Annotated in this window: 27 protein-coding genes and 1 tRNA gene; 26 read left to right on the top strand and 2 right to left on the bottom strand. The window is 38.1% G+C overall.

The genetic code is table 11. From position 1 onward, the window contains the following. Nucleotides 1–141: 141 nt before the first annotated feature. The 21 genes from ACVYAD_RS18035 (at nucleotide 142) to ACVYAD_RS17935 (ending at nucleotide 18,429) form a co-directional block, all read left to right on the top strand. The gene (locus tag ACVYAD_RS18035) at nucleotides 142–990 is read left to right on the top strand and encodes a YitT family protein (protein ID WP_476427358.1); all 849 of its coding nucleotides are present in this window, start codon (nucleotides 142–144) and stop codon (nucleotides 988–990) included. A 52-nt stretch (nucleotides 991–1,042) separates the two neighbouring features. Then, nucleotides 1,043–1,360 carry a cytochrome c551 gene (gene cccB / locus ACVYAD_RS18030; protein WP_349661864.1) on the top strand — a complete coding sequence of 106 codons (318 nt, stop codon included), beginning with the start codon at nucleotides 1,043–1,045 and terminating at the stop codon, nucleotides 1,358–1,360. Between the two features lie 260 nt (nucleotides 1,361–1,620). Next, the gene (gene hprK / locus ACVYAD_RS18025) at nucleotides 1,621–2,556 is read left to right on the top strand and encodes an HPr(Ser) kinase/phosphatase (protein WP_349661884.1); all 936 of its coding nucleotides are present in this window, start codon (nucleotides 1,621–1,623) and stop codon (nucleotides 2,554–2,556) included. A 52-nt stretch (nucleotides 2,557–2,608) separates the two neighbouring features. Next, complete coding sequence (lgt, locus tag ACVYAD_RS18020; protein ID WP_349661863.1) at nucleotides 2,609–3,430, top strand: prolipoprotein diacylglyceryl transferase; 822 nt, start codon at nucleotides 2,609–2,611, stop codon at nucleotides 3,428–3,430. A gap of 12 nt (nucleotides 3,431–3,442) precedes the next feature. Then, on the top strand, nucleotides 3,443–4,084 hold the full coding sequence (gene ppaX, locus ACVYAD_RS18015; protein WP_349661862.1) for a pyrophosphatase PpaX: 642 nt from the start codon (nucleotides 3,443–3,445) through the stop codon (nucleotides 4,082–4,084). Between the two features lie 4 nt (nucleotides 4,085–4,088). Next, nucleotides 4,089–4,631 carry an acyltransferase gene (locus ACVYAD_RS18010; RefSeq protein WP_079563778.1) on the top strand — a complete coding sequence of 181 codons (543 nt, stop codon included), beginning with the start codon at nucleotides 4,089–4,091 and terminating at the stop codon, nucleotides 4,629–4,631. A gap of 627 nt (nucleotides 4,632–5,258) precedes the next feature. After that, nucleotides 5,259–6,431, top strand: coding sequence for an ATP phosphoribosyltransferase regulatory subunit (locus ACVYAD_RS18005; RefSeq protein WP_476427357.1), 1,173 nt, complete (start codon nucleotides 5,259–5,261; stop codon nucleotides 6,429–6,431). Beyond that, nucleotides 6,424–7,047, top strand: a complete 624-nt coding sequence (gene hisG, locus ACVYAD_RS18000) for an ATP phosphoribosyltransferase (protein ID WP_349661859.1) — start codon at nucleotides 6,424–6,426, stop codon at nucleotides 7,045–7,047. The genes ACVYAD_RS18005 and hisG overlap by 8 nt, the downstream gene beginning before the upstream one ends. 62 nt (nucleotides 7,048–7,109) lie before the next feature. Further along, on the top strand, nucleotides 7,110–8,384 hold the full coding sequence (gene hisD, locus ACVYAD_RS17995; protein WP_349661857.1) for a histidinol dehydrogenase: 1,275 nt from the start codon (nucleotides 7,110–7,112) through the stop codon (nucleotides 8,382–8,384). 4 nt (nucleotides 8,385–8,388) lie between these two features. Beyond that, nucleotides 8,389–8,988, top strand: a complete 600-nt coding sequence (gene hisB, locus ACVYAD_RS17990) for an imidazoleglycerol-phosphate dehydratase HisB (protein ID WP_349661856.1) — start codon at nucleotides 8,389–8,391, stop codon at nucleotides 8,986–8,988. Beyond that, on the top strand, nucleotides 8,985–9,617 hold the full coding sequence (gene hisH, locus ACVYAD_RS17985; RefSeq protein WP_476427356.1) for an imidazole glycerol phosphate synthase subunit HisH: 633 nt from the start codon (nucleotides 8,985–8,987) through the stop codon (nucleotides 9,615–9,617). Before hisB ends, hisH begins: the two co-directional genes overlap by 4 nt. After that, complete coding sequence (gene hisF, locus ACVYAD_RS17980) at nucleotides 9,611–10,372, top strand: imidazole glycerol phosphate synthase subunit HisF (RefSeq protein WP_476427355.1); 762 nt, start codon at nucleotides 9,611–9,613, stop codon at nucleotides 10,370–10,372. The genes hisH and hisF overlap by 7 nt, the downstream gene beginning before the upstream one ends. Next, entirely contained in the window at nucleotides 10,369–10,986 is a 618-nt protein-coding gene (gene hisIE / locus ACVYAD_RS17975; protein ID WP_476427354.1) for a bifunctional phosphoribosyl-AMP cyclohydrolase/phosphoribosyl-ATP diphosphatase HisIE, read from the top strand. Before hisF ends, hisIE begins: the two co-directional genes overlap by 4 nt. A 90-nt stretch (nucleotides 10,987–11,076) precedes the next feature. Beyond that, a complete protein-coding gene (locus tag ACVYAD_RS17970; protein WP_349661852.1) occupies nucleotides 11,077–12,600 on the top strand; it encodes a tetratricopeptide repeat protein in 1,524 nt (507 codons plus the stop codon). Between the two features lie 166 nt (nucleotides 12,601–12,766). Further along, nucleotides 12,767–13,711, top strand: coding sequence for a thioredoxin-disulfide reductase (trxB, locus tag ACVYAD_RS17965; RefSeq protein WP_349661851.1), 945 nt, complete (start codon nucleotides 12,767–12,769; stop codon nucleotides 13,709–13,711). A 420-nt stretch (nucleotides 13,712–14,131) separates the two neighbouring features. Then, nucleotides 14,132–14,599, top strand: coding sequence for an NUDIX domain-containing protein (locus tag ACVYAD_RS17960; RefSeq protein WP_476427353.1), 468 nt, complete (start codon nucleotides 14,132–14,134; stop codon nucleotides 14,597–14,599). A 9-nt stretch (nucleotides 14,600–14,608) separates the two neighbouring features. Continuing rightward, nucleotides 14,609–15,502 carry an RNase adapter RapZ gene (rapZ, locus tag ACVYAD_RS17955; protein WP_349661849.1) on the top strand — a complete coding sequence of 298 codons (894 nt, stop codon included), beginning with the start codon at nucleotides 14,609–14,611 and terminating at the stop codon, nucleotides 15,500–15,502. 4 nt (nucleotides 15,503–15,506) lie between these two features. Then, complete coding sequence (locus ACVYAD_RS17950) at nucleotides 15,507–16,481, top strand: gluconeogenesis factor YvcK family protein (RefSeq protein WP_349661848.1); 975 nt, start codon at nucleotides 15,507–15,509, stop codon at nucleotides 16,479–16,481. 74 nt (nucleotides 16,482–16,555) lie between these two features. Continuing rightward, nucleotides 16,556–17,503 carry a DNA-binding protein WhiA gene (whiA, locus tag ACVYAD_RS17945; protein ID WP_079563766.1) on the top strand — a complete coding sequence of 316 codons (948 nt, stop codon included), beginning with the start codon at nucleotides 16,556–16,558 and terminating at the stop codon, nucleotides 17,501–17,503. 95 nt (nucleotides 17,504–17,598) lie between these two features. Beyond that, nucleotides 17,599–17,856, top strand: a complete 258-nt coding sequence (locus ACVYAD_RS17940; protein ID WP_053485816.1) for an HPr family phosphocarrier protein — start codon at nucleotides 17,599–17,601, stop codon at nucleotides 17,854–17,856. Nucleotides 17,857–18,135: 279 nt separating this feature from the next. Then, entirely contained in the window at nucleotides 18,136–18,429 is a 294-nt protein-coding gene (locus ACVYAD_RS17935; protein ID WP_476427352.1) for a hypothetical protein, read from the top strand. Here ACVYAD_RS17935 and clpP read toward each other — a convergent pair. Beyond that, nucleotides 18,391–18,981, bottom strand: coding sequence for an ATP-dependent Clp endopeptidase proteolytic subunit ClpP (clpP, locus tag ACVYAD_RS17930; protein ID WP_079563765.1), 591 nt, complete (start codon nucleotides 18,979–18,981; stop codon nucleotides 18,391–18,393). The genes ACVYAD_RS17935 and clpP overlap by 39 nt on opposite strands. 439 nt (nucleotides 18,982–19,420) lie before the next feature. Between clpP and ACVYAD_RS17925 the strand changes: the two genes are divergently transcribed. Then, nucleotides 19,421–19,495: transfer RNA gene (locus ACVYAD_RS17925), tRNA-Arg, on the top strand. A 430-nt stretch (nucleotides 19,496–19,925) separates the two neighbouring features. Here ACVYAD_RS17925 and ACVYAD_RS17920 read toward each other — a convergent pair. Beyond that, entirely contained in the window at nucleotides 19,926–20,540 is a 615-nt protein-coding gene (locus ACVYAD_RS17920; protein ID WP_349661846.1) for a spore coat protein, read from the bottom strand. 213 nt (nucleotides 20,541–20,753) lie between these two features. Between ACVYAD_RS17920 and ACVYAD_RS17915 the strand changes: the two genes are divergently transcribed. The 4 genes from ACVYAD_RS17915 to ACVYAD_RS17900 all read left to right on the top strand — a co-directional run bounded on the left by ACVYAD_RS17915 (nucleotide 20,754) and on the right by ACVYAD_RS17900 (nucleotide 25,152). Then, nucleotides 20,754–21,335: a LemA family protein gene (locus tag ACVYAD_RS17915; RefSeq protein WP_349661845.1), complete on the top strand. Its 582-nt coding sequence runs from the start codon at nucleotides 20,754–20,756 to the stop codon at nucleotides 21,333–21,335. Next, a complete protein-coding gene (locus ACVYAD_RS17910) occupies nucleotides 21,335–22,087 on the top strand; it encodes a TPM domain-containing protein (protein WP_476427351.1) in 753 nt (250 codons plus the stop codon). The genes ACVYAD_RS17915 and ACVYAD_RS17910 overlap by 1 nt, the downstream gene beginning before the upstream one ends. A 350-nt stretch (nucleotides 22,088–22,437) precedes the next feature. Continuing rightward, on the top strand, nucleotides 22,438–24,711 hold the full coding sequence (locus tag ACVYAD_RS17905; RefSeq protein WP_476427350.1) for an alpha/beta hydrolase family protein: 2,274 nt from the start codon (nucleotides 22,438–22,440) through the stop codon (nucleotides 24,709–24,711). Nucleotides 24,712–24,915: 204 nt separating this feature from the next. Then, entirely contained in the window at nucleotides 24,916–25,152 is a 237-nt protein-coding gene (locus ACVYAD_RS17900) for a glutaredoxin family protein (RefSeq protein WP_349661842.1), read from the top strand. Nucleotides 25,153–25,787: the final 635 nt, after the last annotated feature.

Below are 25,787 nucleotides of genomic sequence, written 5' to 3'. Positions count from 1 at the left end.
TAATTGTCATAGATGTAATACATAATGCAAACTATAAAAATACATGTTCCTTCATCAAGACGAAGTTCTCAATGCGAAAACTATTTGCTATAATCATCTCGTCTTTAAAAAATTCTGAAAGTTGAAGTGGGCGTGGGGGAAATGAATCAAATTCATGATGTAAGGGAAAGCATTGTGGAGTATGTATACGTCATAGTAGGAGCTGCAATTATTGCCATCGGCTTTAATGTATTTTTACTGCCAAATCAAGTAGCTTCTGGTGGAGTAAGCGGGATTAGTACAATTTTAAACGGTTTATTTGGTTGGAATCCTGGCTTAGTACAATATGCATTTAATATTCCATTATTTATAGCAGGTATATTATTACTTGGAAAGAAGTTTGGGATAAAATCGTTTATTGGAACAGTGACATTACCGTTTATTGTATTACTAACGAACAGTTGGAGTCCTTGGACAGATAATCCTTTACTCGGTGCACTATTTGGGGGGATTGTAGTCGGTATAGGAATAGGACTTGTTTTTAAGGGGAATGCTTCTACTGGTGGCACTGATTTACTAGCGCAAATTATTACAAAGTATACTGGAATAACACTTGGTACAAGTGTACTTTTAATTGATGGGATTATCGCAATTAGTGCGGCAATTGTTTTTGACTTAGAGAAAGGTTTGTATGCCCTGATTGGACTTTATGTCACGACAAAAACGATTGATATTATTCAGCTTGGCTTTAGTCAATCTAAAATGATTTACGTTATTACGATGAAACAAGATGAGGTACGTGATGCCATATATGCCGAGATCAATCGAGGAGTGACAAAGTTGCCTGCAATAGGTGGCTATACAGGGGAAGCGCGACCAGTTTTGATGGTTGTGGTTTACCGAACAGAATTCACAAAGCTGAAACAACTCATTAAAAACGTTGACCCATCAGCGTTTGTGATCGTTTCTAATGCTTATGAGGTGTTGGGAGAAGGTTTCAAACGTGCATAACTTTGGTATAATGTCGGGGAAAGATACTTATTTACTTTGAGGAGGGTCCCTAATGAAAAAAGCAATGTTAACATTAGCGATTGGTTCAGCAATCTTCTTAGCTGCTTGTGGTGGAGGTAAAACGGCAAATGAAGGTTCAAAAACTACTGCACCAGATGGCGAAACAATTGCAATGAAATCTTGTATTACTTGCCATGGTGGTGAACTACAAGGTCAAGGAAATGCGCCAAAAATTAGTGATGCTGGTTCTCGTTTTTCGGAAGCTGAACTTTTAGATATTATAGAAAATGGTAAAGGTTCAATGCCTCCTGGTATTGTTAAAGGCGAAGATGCAAAAGCAGTGGCTAAATGGTTGGCATCTCAAAAATAAAATGATCATCAAACTAGCGGGGCTGGAGAACCGCTAGTTTTTTTATGTGTAGAAGTTTTTAGTCATGAAGACAGAGTGTAAATATAGTTCTTTTAAACTTAGACATGCTAAAATAAAGTGAAACTGCCATCAGTAAGCTGATTGCTAGTTGAACCAATCGGGTGTATACAGCTAGTTAATTGCCACGGATAGTGGGAATTTTACTGACTGTTAACACAGACAAAACATATTCAATTCCTTTGAATGGAGGCTACAAAACATTGGTCGTAGTATTAACAAGAGACGTTATGGAAAAATTTAAGTTAGAATTGTTAGCTGGTGAGGAAGGAATAGGAAGAACGATTGTTACGAGTGATATTTCAAGACCGGGGCTTGAAATGGCGGGATATTTTACGCATTATCCTGCAAATCGAGTCCAATTGCTTGGAAAAACAGAACTTTCATTTTTTGAAATGTTACCTGCAAATGTGAAACTGGAACGCATGCGTCTACTATGTTCGCAGGATACGCCAGCTATTATTATTTCTCGGGATTTAGAGGTACCGAAGGAACTTATACAGGCGTCCAATGAAAAACATGTACCTGTATTTAAAACACATATGACAACAACGAAATTTTCGAGTAGACTAACAAACTATTTAGAAGGTCGCTTAGCACCAATGACTGCTGCTCATGGAGTTTTAGTTGATATATACGGTATCGGTGTACTCATTATCGGAAAAAGTGGTGTAGGGAAAAGTGAAACAGCACTTGAGCTTGTCAAGAAGGGGCACCGTTTAGTGGCTGATGATTGTGTAGAGATCCGTCAGGAGTCAGAGAACTTTTTAATTGGTAGTCCACCACCTCTTTTAGAACATTTACTCGAAATTCGAGGCATCGGTATTATCGATATTATGACCCTTTTTGGAGCAAGTGCGGTACGTCCGTACAAGCGTATTACATTAGTGATCGAATTAGAAATATGGGATCCAGAAAAAGTATATGATCGTCTAGGTTTAGAGGAAGAGAAAATGAAAATCATTGATACGGAATTAACGAAGTTAACGATTCCTGTAAGACCTGGACGAAATGTGTCTGTTATTATTGAAGTAGCAGCAATGAATTATCGTTTAAAAAAAATGGGTGTTAATGCAGCTGAAGAGTTTTCTAGAAGATTAGATGAGGTGATTTCATCAGCGGATGAATTAGATGATTAATTGTTCGTTAATAGGATACAATAGCCTATATGATAGATGAGAGGAGTTTAAGATGGATTTATTATTATTAGATATTAATCCGATTGCTTTCCATTTAGGACCTATTTCCGTTCGTTGGTATGGGTTACTAATTGTATCGGGTATAATTTTAGCTTATATTGTTGGACAAAGAGAGGCTGTTAAGAGGGGCCTACCGGAGGATTTTCTTGCTGATTTATTACTATGGGCTGTTCCTATATCCATAATATGCGCACGTATTTATTATGTAACGATGCGTTGGGATTATTATAGTGAAAACCCGGGGAAGATTATTGAAATTTGGAATGGTGGTATCGCTATTCACGGTGCACTTATTGGGGCATTTTTGACAGGTTACATATTCACTCGTAGAAGAAATATAAGCTTTTTACGAGTAGCAGATATTGCGGCACCGAGTATTTTAATTGGACAGATAATTGGGCGCTGGGGAAATTTTATGAACCAGGAAGCTTATGGCGGTCCAGTATCACGTGAATTTTTAGAACAATTAATGTTGCCGGATTGGATTATTAATCAAATGTATATTGAAGAATTAGGAACTTACGTACATCCTACTTTTTTATATGAATCCATTTGGAACTTCATTGGGCTAATTATTTTACTAGTATTACGCAAAGTAAATTTAAATCGTGGGGAAATATTCTTCAGCTATTTAATTTGGTATTCAATCGGTCGATTCTTTATAGAAGGCATGCGTACAGATAGCCTGTATTTGGTAGGGGATTTACGTTCAGCTCAGGTTGTTTCGATAATAGGCATTGTAGTGGGACTTGGTGCGATTATTTACCGTCGTATAAAAGTAAAACCCGCAGTGAAATATTTAGATAATAAATAGGGGGTTCGAAAAGTGACTGTAAAAGCATTACTATTTGATTTTGATGGTACATTACTCAATACTAATGATTTAATCATTCAAACATTTATGCATGTTTTAAACGAGCGATTTCCCGGGCAATATTCGCCAAAAGATTGCCTAAAATTCCTTGGTCCGTCCCTAAAACAGACATTTAGTGACATTGCTCCTGGTGAAGAGGAAGCAATGATTACAAAATATCGTGAATATAATGAAGCGCATCACGATGAGCTTGTCACTCAATATCCTGATGTGGTCCCAACTTTAGAGCAATTAAAGGATATGGGCATCAAATTAGCGATTGTGTCTACAAAGCGTAATGGGATGATTGATCGTGGATTATCTGTGCTAGGAGCAAGTCATTTATTTGATGTCCGTATTGGTACGGATGATGTGAAAAATGTAAAGCCTAATCCAGAGCCTGTTTTACTGGCGCTTGAACGCCTTGGAGTAAACAAGGAAGAGGCCATTATGATTGGTGACAATTCCCACGATATTGAGGCAGGACATAACGCTGGAGTTAGAGCAGCTGGTGTCGCATGGGCATTTAAAGGTGAGGAATACTTACAGCAATTCAAACCGGAATATATGTTGCATCATATGACGGATTTATTTGAAATTGTGAAAGCGGGGTAAGTAAATGGCACGTAAAACAGAACGCTATCGTGTCGAAGGAGCAAACTCGCTTTGGAATATTTATGACACGGTGTCCTTTTGGAAGGTGATGAAGTGTTTCATTGTCATTCAAATTGGACGCTTCACACCATTTTTACGTGTGAAAAACTGGTTGTATAGAACTTTTTTAAAAATGGACATTGGTGAACAAACTTCCATAGCTTTAATGGTTATGCCAGATACAATGTTTCCGGAACGTATTCACATAGGTGACAATACCGTTATAGGCTTCAATACGACTATTTTGGCGCATGAATATTTAATAGAGGAATATCGTCTAGGGGATGTTCATATTGGCAATGAAGTAATGGTTGGTGCGAATTCAACGATACTACCAGGTGTAACGATAGGTGACGGTGCGATCGTGTCAGCTGCAACCCTTGTACATAAGGATGTGCCAGCAGGTTGTCTAGCAGGCGGCAATCCTATGCAAATTATTTATTCAGCTGAACAAATGGCGGAACGCAAACGCAATGAAGTAGTAGAATGGTCCACGCCAAAAAAATAATAACATCGAAACTGTGCAAGCCTTGCTGTGCACAGTTTTTTTCTTTTGAAAAGCTGTTGTGAAGTTAAGGGATCATCTTAAATTCGACAAAACGAGGGGGTGATTTCCGTTCCTCTAGCGCTGATCCCCAAGGAATCGTTCAGTCTCCACTCCATCAACTACTTCACATAGCATGTATCTTCTGCCATGACATTCTAATTACTAGTAATAAAACGAAACTACAGCAGCTTTGTGTGAAAGCGTAGCGACAGCAACAACAATTCGGAGGAAGCTCTCGACGCTCGCCCGCTGGAAAGTGAGTAGCCTGGACCGGAAATCACTTGCCATAAATTTCATCTAGATTTCCTTGATGAGTTTATTTTTCAACACCTTAAACTGTGCAGCCTTACTACGCACAGTTTTTTTGTCTAAAGATTTACTTGTTTAAGGAGAAAAAAAGCTTACTCTGTTGATTAAAGTTTAAAATTTTTTATTTTTAAGTATAATTAACAGAATAATCAGTATTGAAATTATTCGATAATTTCACGGAGTTGCATTGACGGAAAAGAAGAAATAAGTTAGAATTCTTTCATAATCTAATTCTCTAACACTCTAGTGAGTTAAAGTGAATCGTAAGGAAGTGTCAAAATGTCGTCGATTAAAATGTTTGAAAAACCACTTGGAATGCGCGATACATTTCCACAAATATTCGAAAAGGTAGAGACTGTTAGAAATACTGGACGAGACTTTTTATGCCGAAGAGGCTTTGAATTTATTAAAACACCTGCAGTAGAGTATTTCGATACAGTCGGTAAAGCATCTGCAATAGCCGATGCGCATTTATTTAAATTAGTAGATAGCCAAGGCAACACGTTAGTATTACGACCCGATATGACAACACCGATTGCACGCGTGGCAACGTCAAAACTATTAAAAGAGATGATCCCAGTACGTCTCGCTTATTTTGCTAGTGTATTTCGCGCACAGGAAGCGGAAGGTGGGCGTCCGGCAGAATTTGATCAAATGGGGATCGAGCTAATTGGGGACAATTCTGTATTTGCTGATGCTGAGGTTATTGTGACAGCTATGGAGTTATTAAAGCATTTTGGATTAGTGAATTTTAAAATGACGATCGGTCATGCAGGTATATTAAATTGTATTTTACAAGATTATACAGAAAGCGTTGAACAACAAAATATATTACGAGCACTCCTTGTGCAACGTAATTATGTAGGATTTGAAGAAGCAGTGGAATCATTTGATTTACCTAAAGCAAAATCCGATGCATTACTGCAATTTATTGAAGAAGCTATGAATGTAAAAGAAATTCAAGATATTGAAAAATACGTGCGGAAAAATGACGCATTAGAATATATGCAGCAGCTCGCTAAACTACTTGAAATTGCAGACTTAGCGGATTATGTAGCCTTTGATTTTACACTTTCTAGTCATATGAGCTATTACACAGGCATGTTATTCGAAGTGTTTGCTACCGGCAGTGGCTTCCCATTAGGCAATGGGGGACGCTATGACGGATTGCTGGAGGTATTTGGCTCAAAAGTAGGCGCTACAGGATTTAGTATTCGCGTTGATCGCTTATTAGAAACATTGGATGGGCAGGCTGTTGAACGACAAGAAACTACAGTCGTGTTATTTGAGGAAGAACAATTTGAAGAGGCGATTGCAAAGGTAAAAACGCTACGGGCAACTGGTAAACAGGCAACTTTGCAGTTAAGGAGTAGCCTTGTTGAAGAAGAAGCATTTTTAGCACACTTCACAGAAGTAGTGATTGTGGGACAGGAGGACGTTGACGGTGAATGAACTAACGATTGCTATGCCGAAGGGACGCATTTTTGACGAGGCATACGAGATGCTTTTAGAAGCCGGCTTTAATTTACCAGAAGAAGTCGAAATGTCCCGTAAATTAATGCTTGAAATTCCAGAAGAGAAAATTCGTTTCATATTAGCAAAGCCAATGGATGTGCCTGTGTATGTTGAACATGGCGTAGCGGATATTGGTATTGCTGGGAAAGATGTTTTGTTAGAACAGCAACGCGAAGTGCATGAGTTACTGGATTTGAAAATAAGTACTTGTTATATCGCTTCAGCAGGCTTACCTAATACGACAATGAATGAGATTGCACCAAGAATAGCGACAAAATATCCTAATATTGCAATGAAATATTATAAGGGTATTGGCGAGCAGGTTGAAATTATTGAGTTAAATGGTTCGATTGAATTGGCACCCATGATTAACTTAGCAGATCGAATTGTCGATATTGTTTCAACCGGTCGTACGCTGAAAGAAAATGGCTTAGTGGAATATGAATTTATTACAGACGTATCATCACGATTAATTGCTAACCCTGTAAGCTATCGCATGAAGAGTGACCGTATTATTGATCTCGTGAAACGTTTAAAGAAATGTGTTAAATAAATCAAGCCTCCTGTTGGAAGGGGCACCTACATGAATACCTAGATTTAAAGGAGATTAATCCTATGAAAATATTAAAGCTAGAAAAAGGTATTTCCTTAAAACGACCACTGGAAGGTGGAAATGAAGAACAGTTAAAGGTTGTACGCCAAGTATTGAAAGATGTTCGTGTACAAGGTGACGCAGCCATACGTTCTTATACAGAAAAATGGGATGGCTTTGCCCCTGACTTTTTACGCGTAACGAAAGAAGAGTTAGAAGAGGGCGCTAATTCAATTGATCAACAGCTTTATGCTGATTTAACAGAAGCTGCTCAAAATATTCGCCTTTATCACGAGCAGCAAAAGCGTTCAGGTTATCGCATGGAGCTTGCAGATGGTTCATGGCTTGGACAACGAATTACTGCTCTCGATGCAGTAGGTCTTTATGTTCCTGGTGGTACAGCAGCATATCCGTCTTCGGTCTTGATGAACGTGATTCCTGCACAAGTTGCTGGTGTCAAGCGCATTGTTATGACTTCTCCCGCAGGTCGCGATGGAAAATTACCTCCAGGTGTACTTGCGGCAGCGCATATTTTAGGGGTAGAAGAAATATACAAAATCGGTGGAGCTCAGGCGATTGCGGCTCTTGCATATGGTACAGAGACAATTTCTCCCGTTGATAAAATTACAGGCCCGGGAAATATTTTTGTAGCATTAGCAAAACGTGAAGTATTTGGTGAGGTAGCAATTGATATGATTGCTGGCCCAAGTGAAATTGCGGTGATAGCAGATGACACAGCATTTGCTGATGAAATCGCAGCCGATCTTTTATCACAGGCGGAGCATGATAAATTGGCTTGTGCCATTTTAGTAACGACTTCTGAGCAATTGGCTAAAAAAGTAGCTGATGAGGTGGAGAAGCAATTAACGACTTTACCGCGTGAAGAGGTAGCGCGAGCATCGATAGAAAACTTTGGTGCCATTTATGTGGCTGAAACGATGGCAGATGCCATAGATGCGATTAATTCGCTAGCACCTGAGCATTTAGAAATTGTCACAAAAAATGCTGAGGCTGTAGCTGAACAAGTACGACATGCAGGTGGTATTTTCATCGGTCGTTATAGCTCAGAACCAGTGGGTGATTACTTTGCGGGGACTAATCATGTTCTACCGACGAATAGCACGGCACGCTTTGCAAGTGGTTTAAACGTTGATGATTTTGTGAAAAAATCGAGCATCGTCTTTTATAGTGAAAAAACTTGGGCAGAAAATGCACCGAAAATTGCACGTCTGGCACGAATGGAAGGCTTAGAAGGTCATGCGCGTGCAGTCGAATCGCGAGGATGGGAAAAGGAGTAGTACTATGACTGAAAAGAAACGATATGCAAAAGTTGAACGTACAACCAATGAAACACAAATTTCGGTAGCCATCGATTTAGATGGTGAAGGAAAGGCGGATATTAAAACGGGTGTTGGCTTTATGGATCACATGCTTGATCTATTTATCAAACATGGGCTTTTTGATGGGACGATACAAGCGAACGGTGATACCTATATAGACGATCACCATACAACAGAAGACCTCGGAATTGTTTTAGGCCAAGCTATCCGTGAAGCGCTCGGTGATAAAAAAGGAATAAAGCGTTACGGGACAGCATTTGTGCCCATGGATGATGCGCTTGCACAGGTCGTTGTAGATTGCTCGAATCGTCCGCACTTAGAATATCGTGTACCACCTTTGAAGGAAAAGGTCGGTAGTTTTGATACTGAATTAGTGCATGAATTTTTGTGGAAGTTTGCACTTGAGGCACGGATGAATGTTCATGTCATCGTACCTTATGGACAAAATACACATCATATTATCGAGGCAATTTTTAAAGCGTTAGCACGTGCCATTGACGCAGCGGTGGAAATTGACCCACGTGTGAAAGGTGTACCATCGACTAAGGGGCTGTTAACGTGAAAATAGGTGTTATTGATTATGGAATGGGGAATTTATTTAGTGTTGAACAAGCCTTAAAACGACTTGGCTGTGAGGTTATTGTCACATCTGACGAGACTGAACTAGATGCAACAGATGCACTGTTGCTTCCTGGTGTTGGGGCATTTCCAGATGCCATCAAACGTTTAGCTGAAACGAATTTAGATCGATATTTACAGAAGGTAAAAGCTGAAAATCGACCACTTCTCGGGATTTGCTTAGGCATGCAATTATTATTTGAGCAAAGTGAAGAAGTGAACACTACGCAGGGTTTGGGCTTTTTTAAAGGAAGCATTAAACGATTTAGTGGTGACAACGCAGGGCAGATGTACCGAGTACCGCATATGGGATGGAATGAGCTCGTAGTAACAAAGCGTCCTTCATGGTTAAAGGGCGAAGGGACGGCAAGGCATGTTTATTTTGTGCACTCGTTTTATGCGACCGATATTGATGAAACAGAGCTTGTCGCTTATGCGGATTACCATGGTATTAAGGTTCCTGGCATTGTTGCAAATGGCTCTATTACGGGCATGCAGTTCCATCCCGAAAAGTCAGGTGAACTAGGTGTGTATTTATTAAAGCAGTGGTTGGAGGGGGTGGCCTCATGTTAACAAAGCGCATTATTCCATGTCTTGATGTGAAAGAAGGACGTGTTGTAAAAGGTGTACAGTTTGTGTCATTACGTGATGCGGGTGACCCAGTAGAGCTTGCGAAGTTTTATGATGAGCAAGGGGCAGATGAGCTTGTGTTTCTAGATATCTCGGCATCACATGAAGGCCGTGAAACGATGGTTGATGTCGTCCGACAAACTGCAGCTACATTAGCCATTCCATTCACAGTAGGTGGTGGAATCCGTACATTAGATGATATGAAACGCATTTTACGTGCAGGTGCTGATAAAGTATCCGTGAATACTTCTGCTCTAGAGCGACCGAAGCTGATTAAAGAAGGTTCTGATTTTTTTGGCGCACAATGTATTGTTGTCGCTATTGATGCTCGCTTTAGTGAGGAAGATGCTACATGGATGGTTTATACGCATGGAGGACGAAATAAAACAACATGGCAGGCAACTGAGTGGGCGAAGGAAGCGGTTCGCTTAGGTGCTGGTGAAATTTTATTAACGAGTATGAACAAGGACGGCGAGAAATCAGGTTTTGATTTAGCCTTAACAAAAGCTGTGAGAGAAGCTGTGACAGTTCCTGTTATTGCAAGTGGCGGTGCAGGGAATGCCGACCATTTTTACGAAGTGTTAGCTGAAGGTGTCGATGCAGATGCAGCACTTGCCGCATCCATCTTCCATTACAAAGAAACGAGCGTATCACAAGTAAAAGAGTGCTTACGTGAAAAAGGAGTGGCAGTAAGATGATGAACAGCATTAAATTTGATGAAAAAGGTCTTGTCACTGCAGTTGTACAAGATGCGAATACAAAAGAAGTACTAACTGTAGCGTATATGAATAAAGAGTCGCTTGAAAAAACACTTGAATCGGGAGAAACATGGTTTTACTCACGTTCACGTCAAGAGCTCTGGCACAAAGGAGCAACTAGTGGCCATACACAAAAAGTTGTGTCAATTAAAGCGGACTGTGACGGTGATGCATTAGTCGTGGAAGTAATTCCTTCTGGCCCAGCTTGTCATAATGGAACAACTTCTTGCTTTACAGAAAATATTCAGCAAAATGCCAAGGTCGGATCTGTTGAGATTATTTCTAAACTTGCCAATGTTATTGCGAAACGTGAGCAAGAAATGCCAGAAGGGGCGTATACTACATATTTATTCGATAAAGGAATCGATAAAATCTGTAAAAAAGTTGGAGAAGAAGCAACTGAGGTTGTTATAGGTGCTAAAAATCGCGATACAGAAGAAGTAAAATGGGAGGCTGCCGATTTAATTTATCATCTACTCGTGTTACTACAAGAGCAAAAAGTAAGTGTTTATGACGTGTTACATGTGTTAGAAAAACGTCATGAGGAGAAATAACGGCATATTGCTTATTGTATGTTATAATAGAAGTTACTGTGTAAAGGAACGTATGATACGTTCCTTATTTCTTGTTTCGGAGGAAATGTATTGGAAAAGAAACGTCAAAAAGAGAATCAAACGAATATAGTGTCGTTCATTCCAACAGGCGACTATTATTATAAAAAATCAATTCAAGCAATGAATAGCGGACAAATGAATAAAGCCTATAAATATTTACAGCGAGCAGTTGATTTAAGTCCTGATGATCCAATGATTTTATTGCAGTTAGCGATAGTAGAGTTAGAGGGTCAACGTTTCGAGGAAGCGTATGATCTTCTTCGCCGTGCCTATCAGATAGATAAAGAAAATCCAGAAATTATTTTTTACATGGCAGAGGTTTCAGGATGTATCGGTATTATACATGATGCTAAACGCTTTGCAGAGCAATATTTAGAAATAGATCCAGAGGGTGCTTATGCTGATGAAGCTGCTGAAATATTAGACTTTGTTGATTTTGAGCAGGATGACTTTGAAGAGCTTGAAGGTTCTGCTGAAGATTTATATCGGCAGGAGCAAGCAAGACGTTGTATGGAAAAGGGAGATTTCCCTGAAGCTATTAATATGCTAGAAGAGTTAATTGAAGATAGACCGGATTTTTGGTCAGCTTATAACAACCTAGCCCTTGCCTATTTTTATGTTGGGGAAGCAGAACAGGCGAAGGCGCTTCTAAATACGGTATTACGTGAAAATAAAGGGAATTTACATGCGCTATGTAATTTAACGGTTATCGCGTACTATGAAAAAAATGAAGAAGATTTAAAAGATCTTTTAGAAGTACTTGTGAAAATTCAGCCATACTTATGGGAACATCGCTATAAGTTGGGTGCAACATTAGCGCTCGTTGGACAATATGAATTAGCATTTAAATGGTTGCGTAGCATGCAAAAAAGAGGCTATGTAGGCGATGCTGGCTTTTACTTTTGGTTATCTCATGCAGCTTATTTCTCAGGACATGAAGAAATATCAAAGAGTGCATGGGAGCAACTACTTGAGCTAGATCCTGAAAAAGAAGGCTTTGAACCTTGGCGTCAAGAGGAAAACACGTATTCTCTGGATGCATTAGAACACGACCGTGATTATATTGTGGAGAAGCTGGAGAGCGATTATACAAGTGAACGCATATTTGGTTTATTTTTACTAAGTTGTACAGCGCATAAACAGGAAATTATCGCACATCCCAAATGGATAGATGTTGACGAATGTAATGCGTATGAAAAGCTGTTCCTAGCTTATGCACTAGGACATCAATTTGATATGAAAAACAAAGTAGAGGCTAGCTTTATACGAGCAGTAAGTGTATCCGAAATTTTACTTGAACAGTATGGTAAGTTGACGACATTAATTGCACCGATGTTCCAAATGTGGTTTGTACTTTGTGAGCAAGCATTGATAAACAATTATCGTTTCACAAATCCAGCGGCTATTGCAGGAGCAAATGACTATTTATTCCGCTCTTCTCGTAATCTCAAGGTGACAAAAAAAGAGATAGCTCAGCAATACGGAGTATCCGTGTCAACTTTATCGAAGTACATTGATGAAATTTTAATGTTTTTACCAAGTACGAATAATTAGACTGTGAGCAACATAGTTGAATAACTTTTTACTTTCACATACGATGAACATACTGAAGTTATTATCAATTGAGTCTTGGCTGCGTCCGAGGCATTACCTTCATTCAGTAGGTGTTTGCGCACCTACTGAATGAAGGTAAAAAAGTATTTGTTTAGGGGGAAGTATTATGTCAGAAGAAAAAATTTATGATGTTGTAATAATTGGTGCAGGTCCGGCTGGTATGACTGCGGCTGTTTATACATCACGTGCCAACCTTTCAACTTTAATGATTGAACGTGGGATCCCTGGCGGACAAATGGCGAATACAGAAGAAGTAGAAAACTATCCTGGATTTGATACAATTTTAGGGCCGGAGCTATCAACAAAAATGTTCGACCATGCTAAGAAATTTGGTGCAGAATATGCATATGGCGATGTAACTGAAATTATTGATGGTGAGGAATATAAAACAATAAAATCAGGTGCTAAAGAATATAAAACTCGAGCAATTATTATTTCTACAGGTGCGGAATATAAAAAAATGGGCGTGCCTGGCGAAAAAGAACTTGGAGGCCGTGGTGTCAGCTATTGTGCAGTATGTGATGGTGCATTCTTCAAGCAGAAAAATCTTGTTGTCGTAGGTGGCGGAGATTCTGCTGTTGAAGAAGGCGTTTATTTAACTCGCTTTGCTGATAAAGTAACAATTGTGCACCGTCGTGATAAATTACGCGCACAAAAAATTCTCCAAGATCGTGCCTTTGCTAACGAAAAAATTGATTTCATTTGGAATGCAACAGTTAAAGAAATCAATGAAGCTGATGGTAAAGTTGGAAGTGTAACATTACAATCAACTGTAGATGGTGCAGAATCTGATTTTGTTACTGATGGCGTATTCGTATACATTGGTATGCTTCCATTAACAAAACCATTCGAGTCTCTTGGAATTTTAAATGATGCTGGTTATATTTTGACAAATGAAAATATGGAAACAACAGTACCAGGTATCTTTGCAGCTGGTGATGTACGCGAAAAATCACTTCGTCAAATCGTTACAGCAACAGGTGACGGAAGTATTGCAGCACAAGCGGTACAGCATTATGTGGAAGAATTATTAGAAAAAATTAATGCTTAAAATTGAACACTCCTAAAATCTGTTTTTGAATGGATCATCACCCCATGTTATGGATATGATCCTCTTGATTAGTTTTTAAGGAAAAAAATACAATTTTAATACGGTCTTAATATAGTTGTAACTTGAATGACATATAAAAGGTGTAAGATAAAAAGTGTAATTAGCAATCCCCCTTTTATTTTGTTGAGTAGGTTGTTTCCGCCAAATAAGGTGGAGCAACCTATTTTTGTTGTAAGCGGAAATTTTGAATTTTTTTGTGGCGGAGTTTCATATGCTTGAATAAAGGTTGAAAAATAGGTTTCTATACATGTATCGGTGAAGTTAAAATTGCAATGCGCCTAAAGTTTAGAATTGAGGACAAACCTTGTTTAGTCTTGCTATAATAAAAGGAAGAACGTAAAAGTGATTAGAGGTGTGCCTATGCAAAGAATTGCAAATTTAATAGCCATAAAAGACGATCAAGTATTATTACTTCAGAAGCCAAGACGTGGCTGGTACGTAGCTCCTGGCGGTAAAATGGAGAGCGGTGAGTCGATTTATGAGGCTGCTGTACGTGAATTTAAAGAGGAAACAAATGTCACACCTATAAATGCTCATTTAAAGGGTGTTTATACAATGATTATTAAAGAAAACAACGAAGTAGTGGACGAATGGATGCTTTATACGTTTGTTGCAAAGGATATAGAAGGCATACCGTTTAAAGAAACTAGAGAAGGCAAACTCGCATGGCACCCAGTAGAGGACTTGAAACATTTGCCAATGGCTGAAGGTGATCGAACAAACTTACAATTTGCTATTTCACAATCAGGCATTCAGTACGGTACATTTGAATATACGACTGATTTTGAATTACTTCATGAGAAAATACAAATATCAATAGAACAATAAAGGAGCTGCATGACAGTGGTGGTTGAAGACCTAAAAGGTAAACATGAATTAGTTATTATTACAGGAATGTCTGGAGCTGGGAAAACAGTAGCTATTCAAAGCTTTGAAGATTTAGGGTATTACTGTATTGATAATTTACCACCAGCGTTACTCACAACATTTTTAACCCTACTAAGGGATTCGGGTAAAAATATTACACGTATAGCAGCTGTCATGGATATGCGTGGCGGCGACTTTTTTGATTCTCTTATTGGCGCCCTCGACCATATGCTTAAAGAAGGCGATATAGTTGCAAGAATTTTATTTTTAGATGCAGATGATGCAACGTTAGTTAGACGTTATAAGGAAACAAGACGTGCACATCCTTTGGCTGCAAATGGATTGCTATTAAATGGCATTAAACGAGAACGTAATCTTTTATCGGAAGTAAAGGGGCGCGCTAAATTTGTTTATAATACATCCAATATGAAGCCAAAAGAGCTACGTGAAAAAATCGCAAAAGAATTTGCAAATGATGCCAATAATATATTCTCAGTAAATATTATGTCTTTTGGATTTAAACATGGTATGCCGATCGATGCCGACTTAGTGTTTGATGTCCGTTTTTTAAAAAATCCATATTATGTAGAGGAGTTACGTCATAAAACAGGATTACAAACTGAGGTATCTTCTTATGTGCTGGCACTTGAGGATACGCAAACACTCATTCAAAAACTTACGGATTTGTTTGAATTTATGATTCCACTTTATAGACAAGAGGGCAAATCACAACTTGTTATTGCTTTTGGATGTACTGGAGGACAGCATCGCTCAGTAACATTAGCGGAATATTTCGGAGCATATTTAGCTGGGAAGGAAAAAACTGTTATTGCGCATCGTGACATCAATCGTAGAAAGGATTGAGTAAATGGGAAAGAAGCGAACAAAGCTTGTTGTAATAGGTGGTGGCACAGGGCTTTCTACCCTGCTACGAGGCCTCAAGCACCACCCATTTGATATTACTGCAATTGTTACAGTAGCAGATGATGGTGGTTCTTCAGGACGCTTACGAGATGACTATGATATTCCACCACCCGGTGATGTCCGTAATGTTATCGCAGCGTTATCGGATGTTGAGCCGCTTGTAGAGCAAATGTTTCAATATCGATTTTTAGCATCGGAAGATTTACGTGGTCATTCATTAGGTAATTTAATGCTAACGGCTTTAACAGATATTACTGGTGACTTTAACCATGCTATTAGTGAAATGGGAAAAGTTTTAAAGGTGCATGGCCGCGTCATACCAGCAGCTAATAAAAAGATAAATTTACATGCCGAACTTGAGGACGGTTCTATCATTGAAGGTGAATCTAAAATTCCTTTGGCTAAAAAACGAATTAATCGAGTTTTTTTAGTGCCTGAAAACGTGCAACCGCTACCAGAGGCTATTCGAGCAATCAATCGTGCAGACTATATTTTAATTGGTCCGGGAAGTTTATATACGAGTATAATTCCAAATCTTCTTGTAAAAGAAATTGGAGAAGCTGTTGTAAAGGCAAAAGGAAGAAAAATTTACGTTTGTAATTTAATGACTCAAAAAGGTGAAACCATTTCCTATACAGCAGGTGATCATGTGAAAGCTATATATGACCATGTTGGAGACGCCTTCATTGATTCTATTTTAGTAAATGATGTAAAGCTTCCTCATCCTGTAAAAGAGCTTTATAAGGAAGAGTGTGCTGAGCCGGTAACGTTCGACGTTGCCAAGCTCGAAAGTATGCGATTAGAGGTTATTCAACGAGATATTGCCACGATTCGTCCTGATGGAACGGTTCGTCATAATGCGGCAAATGTTGCGGAATGGCTTGTAGATTATGCAAAAATCTATGAGGCAAAAAGTTAGTGAATTATAAAGCGCTTATTGTATATGATAAGATGGCATATACATAGAACAAAAGGTTGAAAGGAGGGCGTGATATGTCTTTTGCTTCTGAAACGAAAAAGGAATTAACTCAAATAGAAGCGGACAATCATTGTATGAAAGCAGAAGTATCTGCCCTAATTCGTATGAATGGTTCATTATCTTTCGCTAATAAGCAGTTAAGCTTAGACGTACAAACCGAAAACGCTGCAATCGCAAGAAGACTTTATACGATTATGAAAAAGCTATATCCATATAATGTAGAGTTGCTTGTTAGAAAAAAAATGCGTTTGAAAAAAAATAACGTATACATTTGCCGTGTTAGAGAAGGTGCGCGTGAGCTACTAATTGATTTAGAAATCATCTCAGACGACTTTCAATTTAATCATACTATTTCTCGGGAGCTCATTAAAAAGGGTGGCCAAAAAAGAGCATATTTACGAGGAGCATTTTTAGCTGGAGGTTCGGTCAACAATCCAGAAACATCAGCCTACCATTTAGAAATTTATTCATTATATAAAGAACATGGCGAGGCTTTAATGGATTTGATGAATGAATTTGAGCTAAATGCAAAAACAATTGAACGAAAAAAAGGCTTTGTAACTTATTTAAAAGAAGCTGAAAAAATTTCCGATTTCCTTAATATTGTTGGAGCTCATCAAGCAATGATGAAGTTCGAAGACGTCCGCATATTACGAGATATGAGAAATAGTGTTAATCGCATTGTTAACTGTGAAACAGCGAACTTAAATAAAACAATAGGTGCCGCATTACGTCAAGTAGAGAACATCCGATTTATTGAAAATTCAATAGGTCTCGATCAATTACCAGAAAAACTTCGTGAAATAGCGCGATTACGAGTAGAATATCAAGATGTAACACTGAAAGAACTTGGTGAAATGGTATCAAGTGGAACGGTTAGTAAATCAGGTGTCAATCATCGATTACGTAAAATTGATGAGATTGCCGATGCATTAAGAAGTGGCGAAAAAATTGGTGGCTAAATTTTCATACTTTTCAGGTACGTGTTGTTCTTTTGCTAGTAAGTAAGGTAAGATAAAAATAATAAGATGAACGGTAGTAAAGGGGAGTTTTAAGAATGACCGAGAGAAGAGTCCATGTAAAATTAAAATTAGGACTACAAGCTAGACAAGCAGCGCTATTTGTACAAGAAGCAAATCGCTTTAGCGCAGATATCTTTCTTGAGAAAGACGAGAAAAAAGTAAATGCTAAATCCATTATGGGTGTTATGAGCTTAGCCATTGCAAAAGGAACAGAAGTTGTCCTTAGCGGTGATGGTAACGATGCTGAGCAAGCGGTTACAGCATTAGCAGCTCTAATTGAAAAAGAAGATTAATAAAACGCATAATGCAGAAACTGTCCAAGAGGTAAAACTTACATATTGGGCAGTTTTTTTGCGCTTTCATATTGAAAAAGTAAGTCCTATTTTTGTTGGATATTTGTACAACTTAAAATGAAGGCCAATGTTATCCTGTATCGATCGTCGACGGGAGGGATAGGAAGATTGAAGTGATAGGGAGTAGAGTCGAAGTCGAAGCGATGGGAGAAAGGGTGAAGTGGCGGAAAGAAAAGATAAGGCGACGGAAAGAAGAGGCTGACGGATGGAAAGTGCGGGGTGACGGAAAGAAAGGGTAAAGCGACGGATGGAAAAGCTGAAGTGACGGAAAGCAATACCGAAGCGACGGATAGAAAGGTCAAAGCGACGGAAGAAAAGACCGCGACGGATAGAAGTACTGAAGTCGTGGATAGAAACGACAAAATCGTGGATAGAAGATCCAAAGCGACGGAAAGAAGACCGAATCAGGGTAGACCCATCAAAGCAAACAAAAAAGACATCTCAGGAATAAACCTTAGATGCCTTTCGTCTTTTTTATTTACGGTCGTTGCGATCCATAATTTGGTCGATTAAGCCGTACTCTTTTGCGCGCTCAGCAGTCATGAAGTTATCGCGGTCTGTATCTCTTGCAATGACTTCAAGTGGTTGACCTGTACGTTCTGATAAAATACCGTTTAATTTTTCACGTAAGAATAAAATACGTTTTGCAGCGATTTCGATTTCAGTTGCCTGACCTTGTGCACCGCCTAGTGGTTGGTGAATCATTACTTCAGCATTCGGTAATGCGAAACGTTTGCCTGGTTCACCAGCTGCAAGTAGGAAAGCACCCATAGATGCAGCCATACCGATACAAATTGTTTGTACTTGTGGCTTGATAATTTGCATTGTGTCATAAATTGCCATGCCGGCAGTAATTGATCCACCTGGTGAGTTAATATAAAGAAAGATATCTTTATCTGGATCTTCTGCTTGTAGGAATAGGAGTTGAGCAACAATTGAGTTAGCAACGTTGTCGTCAATTGCACTTCCTAATAGGATAATACGGTCTTTTAGTAGTCGTGAATAGATGTCGTACGCACGTTCACCACGACTTGTTTGTTCAATAACTGTAGGAATTAAATTCATGTTAAATCCTCCTTAGAAAACTAAATTCGAATACTTTTGCTGAAAACTTCCATCGTATTCAGCTGTATCCTTATCATACACATTATAGTCAGGGAAGGTCAAATATTAACCCTGTTAAAGTGAAATAAATTAAAATAATTTTACCTTTACGTAGATAAATGATGCGCCTGAAGCCCGTACATTAAATTCCTTTCTAATGCGTGACGTACATTGGTGGCTACATTTTATTTACTAGGTATTTTGACACTTACTGTATGAAGATAAAAAAAGTTTAAATGTTTTACATTCTATAGTTGAATTATGAGCAATACGTTTGTATAATGAATAAGGTCATAAGTTAAAGTACAGTACACTATTTTGTCAGGTATGCTTCAAATGAGGATTATCTACATCATGCTTTTTGTTAAGCCTAGTGGGTACTTTTTTTTTGTGCTCAATTGCCCTCGTGGTGTAATGGATAACACGTAAGATTCCGGTTCTTGCACTGGGGGTTCGATTCCCTCCGAGGGCGCCATTTTACTGATTATTTAATATATTTTTATAACTCGAATTCTCCTAATAAGTAGTTTAGCAGCCTGCTTAGAGGAGAAAGAGAGGGAAATTAATGGGAATATTACCTAGTAGGCATTATTCCCGTATCTGTTCCTTTCAAACCTTCAAAAAAGCAACAACTCCAAATTATTTTTTAGTGAACATACTGTACGTGAAGACTAGTTATACTAGTCGAAAAAAAGAATCCTATCTGAGGGGATTCTTTTTTTTTGCAAAAAAGTAACATGTGCAATGGGTTTTGACCGTGGAGTTAGAGATCGTGTTGGCTAGTGGTTGAAGAGAGAAGCTTTTTGTAGTCCGCAAAACGAGCGAGGAAAATTTATAGTTCATTAAATAAGAGCAGCCCCTTGTGATGATACATCACATATGGGGCTGCTCTTGTTTTTTTATTATTAATGTAGGGGATTTGTTGTTGTGTCGAACGAATTAAGCATCGTGTGCATATCTTGTTGAGAATATTGTGGTACTTGATAGTAGCCATGCATATTTTGGTAAATAGATAATTCGTATGCCATTTCAATGCAGTTGGGAATACTATCAGCGACAACTCGTCGAACTACAGGGTTTGTAGTTTCAGTTGCGGCAGCAGTCATACATTTTGCTGCCCCTTTTTGAGCACCTAATAGGAAGCCAGAAATTGCTTCGTCGTTGAGCTCGCTTGCATTTTGCATAGGCTTTTTAGGTTGGCCAGGATTTAATCCATATTTAAAATCATTTCCTGTCTCCATTTGATAGCGTCCTGTAGGTACAGTAGGATCATGCCCTGTTTTAAATGATTCCACAATTGTGTTATACATACCTAATGTGAAATTATATTGGCGATCCAAAATGCTAAGTAACTCCGGATCCTTAACATGTTGACGTAAAAAGATGGATTGATTCATTCCAGCAATGATTTCGCCAATTGTTTCATGCATGTCCATTACCTCATGTCCACCATGATTTAGGCTTTGTTGCTGGTTGAATGATGTTTGGTTTGATGATTCATTTTGAAACGATTGTGTCAAAAAAAGCGCCTCCTATATATCATAGTTTTGTTACATATTAAGTATGGCACGTTAGACAAATTTCATACGGTATTGATGCGTTTGCTTATATGTAGAATAGAGATGTTTTTTTTGTTGCACATTAGTGGTAATGAAAAGAATGGCTCATCATCAAAATAAATAGTATTTCTGATTTTGAATGATAGCTAAAAGAAAGCGAAGGTGGTTTTAAAGTTGAAAAAAATATTTGGACCTATCGGAATTATCGTTATTATTTTAGTTGTAATGTCCTTACTATTTATACCAAAATACAATAGCCTTGTAACGGCCGAGGAAGGCGTTGATTCGAAATGGGCTCAGGTTGAAAATCAGTTACAACGTCGCTTCGATTTGATTCCGAACTTAGTAGAATCTGTAAAAGGATATGCCAACCATGAAAAAGAGGTTATCGCTAGCATTACAGACGCACGTGCACAAATGGGAAATGCTCAAAGTCCAAAGGAGCAAGCGGTTGCCAATGATGCATTGAATGGAGCACTTAGTCGATTGCTAGTAGTTGTAGAAAATTATCCGAATTTAAAGGCAGATGCAAACTTCCGTCAATTAATGGATGAATTAGCGGGGACTGAAAACCGTTTAGCTGTTGCCCGAGAAGATTATAACAATGAAGTGCAGGCTTTTAATAAAACAGTCAAACGTTTCCCAGGCAATTTAATTGCTGGGATGTTTGGTTTTGAACAGAAGGAATACTTTAAAGCTGCTGCCGGTGCTGAAAAGGCACCATCTATAGATTTTAGCGGTTCAGGTAAACAGTAATGAAACGGTTGATGGCCCAACTTGCTATTGTTGGCTTCATATTTAGTTTATCTATTAGAACATCAGATGCCGCAATGCCAACGCCGATGGCAAATACGTATATTCATGATTTTGCAAATGTTTTATCTGCCTCTCTGGAGGAAGAACTCAATCGTTACTCAGAGCAGCTAGATAAAGGTACAGGTGCTGAAATTATGGTCGTAACAGTAGATAATATTAATGGCCAAGAACCAAAAATGTATGCTACAAAAATGATTCGCTCTTGGGGTATTGGTGATGCCCAAAAAAATAATGGTGTGTTAATTTTAGCAACGTTTGGGCAGGGGAAAGGCAATAATGATGTTGTGATCGCGGTAGGCCAAGGCCTTGAAGGGGCATTACCAGATGGCAAACTGGGGCGCATTTTAGATGATGCGTTTTATCCAAATTCAGGTGCTGAAAATATGGATAAGGCATTTAAAGCAACGTACGCGGAAGTATTTCAAAATGTCGCGCAAGAGTACGATTGGGATGGAGAGGTGCCTGAAAATACAGCTGACAGTGAAGGAATGCCAACATGGATGATTATTTTAATCATTATCATAGTACTTGTTGTATCAAGTGGTAGAGGGGGAGGACCCCGTTCAGGTCGACGTGGTGGTTATCCAGGTGGTTTTGGTGGCGGCTTTGGCAGTGGTCGCTCTGGAGGCAGTGGCTTTGGCGGATTCGGAGGAGGCTCATCAGCTGGTGGTGGAGCAAGTCGGAAATTTTAACTTTTTTCCGAACCTAGACGAATAATGCTGAGGCGATTGAATATATTCAAAAAGTGGACTCATTTGTAGTTCGCTTTTTTACTGGTTTAAAAGTGCTAACAATATAACTGTCTTAAACACTAAGATAGGGAGTATGTGGACCATTGTCTGCTCAACACAATCAAGAGGATATAATAACTGTTTTACAAAAAGTAAAGGGAAATTCGTTCGGTATCAATTTTTTGCACCTATGATGATGAATACATATAAATCGTTGAACCAGAAAATTGACAAACATACAAATTTTAGTATAATTTTACTGTATTGGCAAAAAAATGTATAACGCGAACTGATAATTGGAGGGAATCATTTTGAAAAAAAGATTTTTATCAGCATCATTAGCGGTTATTTTAACGACATCTGCTGTCATTCCTGTATCTATGCAGGAAGTGCGCGCGTCCAATGAAACTAGCAGTCAAGTAGAAGTAAGAGAGGAACGTCTATCTGCTAAGGAGTTTTTAGATTTAACGGTAACAGCCCTTACGTTCCAGCATGGATCTGAGACAATGCGTCAGGAAATCATTGATACTTGGGTAAATGGCGCAGAATTAAAAGATTTAAGTGGCAATATTAATCGTGATGAAGCGGCACGTATTTTAGTAAGAGCTTTAAATAAAGAAGAAAAAGAAGCAACACTTGCTGAGTATCAAGAAAAAGCAAATAAGCTTGGTTTATTTAACGGTCTTTCGGATAGTGAAACGATTACTAAACAAGATGCGGTCAAAATTTTAAACAACGCTAAAAATGTGAAAAACGCTGTCAGTAATAAAGGCGTGAAAGAAATTTCTGTAGAAGATTTCATGAAAAACCCTGGAAGTGTCGGCTATCAACTTTCACCAGACGGAAATTATATTACTTATAACTCTGCGTGGAAAAATCGTTCAAATGTGTACGTAAAGAAAATGAATGATGATAGTGAGCCAGTGCGTGTATCTAGCTCAAAGGACCGTGATATTGCCGGGTCATTCTGGAAAGATAATAATTTACTATATTTAAAGGATAAAGGTGGCGATGAAAACTTCCACATTTATTCAACAAAATTTAATGGTAATAAGGAAAAAGATTTAACTCCTTATCCAAATGTAACAGTTAGGTTCTTAAGTGGTTTACAGGGCGTTAAAGACGAAATCCTTATTACGATGAATAAAGAAGATGCAAAGGTCTTTGATGTATACAAGCTTAATGTGAAGACTGGAAAAACTACGCAAGTTGCTAAAAACCCAGGTAATATTTCGAGTTGGTTAGCAGATCATGATGGAAAAGTACGTATGGCAGTTACTTCAGATGGTGTAGAAGGAACTATCCTTTACCGTGACTCAGAGAAAGACGAATTCAAACCATTTATTGAAATGAAAGCAGGAGATGAAGTAATGCCACTTGCTTTCTCTAAAGACAATAAACATATTTTCGCAACTTCTAACAAAGGAAGAGATAAAGTAGAAGTGGTTAAATATGATTTAAAAGGTAATGAAGAAGTAATTATGTCCAACTCAGAAGTGGATGTAATAGGTGTATTATATAGTCCTGAGAAAGATAAAATAGTATACGGTGGATATATAACAGATAAAATACACTATCAATTTTTTGACAAGGACTTTGAAAAACTATTCCGTAAAATTCAAAACAAATTAGGAGTTCATGAAAGTGAATTAAGAATTAATGATTACAATAAAGAAATGACAAAATTTATTGTTAGTGTTTCGAGTGACACTGTTTACGGAAAATATTATTATTACGATTCAAAAACAGATAAAATGACAGAAATGGCAACGTTAAGCCCTTGGTTAAAACAAGGAGAGCTTGCAGAAATGCATCCAATTTCATATAAAAGTCGAGACGGTCTAACAATTAATGGTTATTTAACTTTACCAAAAAATAAAGAGGCTAAAAATCTGCCACTTATCGTCAATCCACATGGTGGGCCATGGGGTCGTGATACTTGGGGCTTTAATCCTGAGGTACAACTACTAGCAAACCGTGGTTATGCGGTACTACAAATGAATTTCCGTTCTTCGGCTGGATACGGTAAAAAGTTCCTTGAGGCGGGTAATAAGCAGTGGGGTCTCAAAATTCAAGATGACATTACGGATGGTGTACAATGGGCAATCGACCAAGGTATTGCAGATCCAAAACGTATCGGAATTTACGGTGCATCCTTTGGAGGTTATGCAACTTTAGCAGGTATCGCTTTCACACCAGATCTATATGCGGCAGCAGTTGATTATGTGGGTGTATCGAATATCTTTTCGCTATTAAATACAATTCCTCCATACTGGGAAACAATGCGTGAAATGTTATATGAGCGTGTAGGGCATCCAGAGAAGGATAAAGAGCTATTAACAGCAGTTTCACCTGTCTTCCACGTGGATAAAATTAAAACACCATTATTCGTCGCTCAAGGTGCAAATGATCCACGTGTAAACAAAGCTGAATCTGATCAAATTGTTGAAGCGTTACGTGCAAGAGGCGTCGATGTAGAATACATGGTAAAGGATAATGAAGGCCATGGTTTCCAAAATGAAGAAAATAGAATCGAATTCTACAATGCAATGCTGAAATTCTTAGATAACCATCTGAAAAAATAATATGAAAGAAGACTGTGCAGGAAGTATGACCTTGCACAGTCTTTTATAGTTAGAACCCTAATGGAATAATCCATGTATCCGATTATTTTACTGTTTTAGGGATAAGAAAAGTTAGAACCATTTTAATAATTGGTGCTATTTCTCGATAAATTGTTTATAGATAGCTGTTTCGTTTTATAATAGCTCATAAGGGAGGTGTTGTAATTGAACGTGAAATTTTTTAGTCGAGCTAATTGTGGGCTATGTGTAGAGGGATTGCATACATTAAAGCTTGTACAGGAAGATATAGATTTTGATATAGAAATTATTGATATTGAAGAAGATGAGAGCATACATGAAAAGTATATGCTCATGATTCCAGTAGTAGAAAAGGATGGGCAAGTAATACAATACGGCAATTTGGATTATGCAACACTTATGGAGCATTTATGTAGCGAATAACAAAGGGGGATTCGCTAATGTACATATTAAAATGAAGGATAAAAACTTCTCCTAAAAAGTTCGCATTTCCCCTGCTATGTTTGTAGCAGAATCCAAACGAGTAACCTTGTATAAATCAACATACAAAGAGAGTGGAAAAGAATATGTTTAAAAAATTCGTGTCCGTCTAAGAGGTTAATTATTTATTTAGACCTAATGATAGTAACCTTATGAGTGTTCCTTTAATTGAAAGGATTGATTCTATTTAATAGTATGATTTAGCTGTCGTTAATTTTAATGTATTGAAAAATTGTTTAAACGTGTTGACAAATGAAAAGTAATCATGATATATTGTTGTTCCTGTCACTTCGACAGTAAAAAACATTTCAAAATAAGTTTGACAAACATATTGATATTTTGATAGAATAAAGTCCTGTCACATCGACAGTGAAAAAACATTTCAAAAAAGTTGTTGACAAACATATTAATATTTTGATATAATAAAATCCTGTCGCTGGTCGACAGTGAAAAAATGAACCTTGAAAACTGAACAAGCAAAACGTAATCAATAAAGTTTTTAGTAGCTAACCTTGAGTTAGTGAACGAAACAAAATTTTGGACATCAAACATGATGCCAGCAAAACAATTTGAGCTAA

This window comes from Lysinibacillus sp. G1-3, assembly GCF_056322905.1.
This window is presented reverse-complemented; position numbering and strand designations above follow the sequence as displayed.

Excerpts from the sequence above, each read along its gene's own strand:
- ACVYAD_RS18035 (WP_476427358.1), top strand. The coding sequence starts at position 142 with ATGAATCAAATTCATGATGTAAGGGAAAGCATTGTGGAGTATGTATAC.
- cccB (WP_349661864.1), top strand. The coding sequence starts at position 1,043 with ATGAAAAAAGCAATGTTAACATTAGCGATTGGTTCAGCAATCTTCTTA.
- lgt (WP_349661863.1), top strand. The coding sequence starts at position 2,609 with ATGGATTTATTATTATTAGATATTAATCCGATTGCTTTCCATTTAGGA.
- ACVYAD_RS18010 (WP_079563778.1), top strand. The coding sequence starts at position 4,089 with ATGGCACGTAAAACAGAACGCTATCGTGTCGAAGGAGCAAACTCGCTT.
- ACVYAD_RS18005 (WP_476427357.1), top strand. The coding sequence starts at position 5,259 with ATGTCGTCGATTAAAATGTTTGAAAAACCACTTGGAATGCGCGATACA.
- hisD (WP_349661857.1), top strand. The coding sequence starts at position 7,110 with ATGAAAATATTAAAGCTAGAAAAAGGTATTTCCTTAAAACGACCACTG.
- hisB (WP_349661856.1), top strand. The coding sequence starts at position 8,389 with ATGACTGAAAAGAAACGATATGCAAAAGTTGAACGTACAACCAATGAA.
- hisF (WP_476427355.1), top strand. The coding sequence starts at position 9,611 with ATGTTAACAAAGCGCATTATTCCATGTCTTGATGTGAAAGAAGGACGT.
- hisIE (WP_476427354.1), top strand. The coding sequence starts at position 10,369 with ATGATGAACAGCATTAAATTTGATGAAAAAGGTCTTGTCACTGCAGTT.
- trxB (WP_349661851.1), top strand. The coding sequence starts at position 12,767 with ATGTCAGAAGAAAAAATTTATGATGTTGTAATAATTGGTGCAGGTCCG.
- ACVYAD_RS17960 (WP_476427353.1), top strand. The coding sequence starts at position 14,132 with ATGCAAAGAATTGCAAATTTAATAGCCATAAAAGACGATCAAGTATTA.
- rapZ (WP_349661849.1), top strand. The coding sequence starts at position 14,609 with ATGACAGTGGTGGTTGAAGACCTAAAAGGTAAACATGAATTAGTTATT.
- ACVYAD_RS17950 (WP_349661848.1), top strand. The coding sequence starts at position 15,507 with ATGGGAAAGAAGCGAACAAAGCTTGTTGTAATAGGTGGTGGCACAGGG.
- whiA (WP_079563766.1), top strand. The coding sequence starts at position 16,556 with ATGTCTTTTGCTTCTGAAACGAAAAAGGAATTAACTCAAATAGAAGCG.
- ACVYAD_RS17940 (WP_053485816.1), top strand. The coding sequence starts at position 17,599 with ATGACCGAGAGAAGAGTCCATGTAAAATTAAAATTAGGACTACAAGCT.
- clpP (WP_079563765.1), bottom strand. The coding sequence starts at position 18,981 with ATGAATTTAATTCCTACAGTTATTGAACAAACAAGTCGTGGTGAACGT.
- ACVYAD_RS17910 (WP_476427351.1), top strand. The coding sequence starts at position 21,335 with ATGAAACGGTTGATGGCCCAACTTGCTATTGTTGGCTTCATATTTAGT.